Annotated in this window: 1 protein-coding gene; it reads left to right on the top strand. The window is 74.9% G+C overall.

Annotated elements, in window-relative coordinates; translation table 11 throughout:
• On the top strand, window positions 1-1,240 hold a 1,240-nt coding region (locus AB0G14_RS34495), incomplete at both ends, for a WD40 repeat domain-containing protein (protein WP_357704799.1).

Raw genomic sequence — 1,240 nt, 5'->3', positions numbered from 1 at the left:
GCGACCCGCGCGCCATCGCCCCGGTCGGGGAACCCCTGCGCGGCCACGACGACTGGGTGAGGGCGGTGGTGTTCGGGCGGGTCGGTGGCCTCGACGTGCTGGCCAGCGCCGGCGGCGATGGGACGGTTCGGGTGTGGGATGTCAGCGACCCGCGCGCCATCGCCCCGGTCGGGCAACCCCTGCACGGCCACACCGGCACGGTGACGGCGGTGGTGTTCGGGCAGGTCGGTGACATCGACCTGCTGGCCACCGCCAGCGCCGACGGGACGGTCCAGGTGTGGGATGCCAGCGACCCGCACGACATCACCCCGGTCGGGCAACCCCTGCACGGCCACACCGGCACGGTGACGGCGGTGGCGTTCGGGCAGGTCGGTGACATCGACCTGCTCGCCACCGCCAGCGACGACGAGACGGCCCGGGTGTGGGATGCCAGCGACCCGCGCGCCATCACCCCGCTCGGGGAACCCCTGCGCGGCCACACCGGCCCCGTGTGGGCGGTGGCGTTCGGGCACATCGCCCTGCTGGCCACCGCCAGCGAAGACGGGACGGCCCGGGTGTGGGATGCCAGCGACCCGCACGCCATCACCCCGGCCGGGGAACCCCTGCACGGCCACACCGGCACGGTGACGGCGGTGGTGTTCGGGCGGGCCGGTGACATCGACCTGCTCGCCACCGCCGGCACCGACCGGACGGCCCGGGTGTGGGACATCACCAGCATCGTCCAACAGTCACACACTGCCGGCACACCGGTGCGCCTCCCCAGCACTGCCCACCACGACACCCCCGCCCCGGCCCAGCCAGTCCCTCCAGATCCAAGGTTCCAGCTGGCCCGGGTTCAGCACGGCGCCGGGGTGTGGGCGGTGGCGTTCGGGCGGGTCGGTGGCCTCGACGTGCTGGCCAGCGCCGGCGGCGATGGGACGGTTCGGGTGTGGGATGTCAGCGACCCGCGCGCCTTCGCCCCGGTCGGGGAACCCCTGCGCGGCCACACCGGCCGGGTGAGGGCGGTGGCGTTCGGGCGGGTCGGTGGCCTCGACGTGCTGGCCACCGGCGGCAGCGACGGGACGGTCCGGGTGTGGGATGTCAGCGACCCGCGCGCCTTCGCCCCGGTCGGGGAACCCCGGCGCGGCCACACCAGCCAGGTGATGGCGGTGGCGTTCGGGCAGGTCGGTGGCATCGCCCTGCTGGCCACCGCCAGCTTCGATGGGACGGTCCGGGTGTGGGATGTCAGCGACCCGCACGT

The organism is Micromonospora sp. NPDC023814, assembly GCF_040639595.1.
Lineage (GTDB): Bacteria > Actinomycetota > Actinomycetes > Mycobacteriales > Micromonosporaceae > Micromonospora.
Note: the sequence above shows the minus strand (reverse complement) of the source record. Positions and strands in the feature narration are given on the sequence as shown.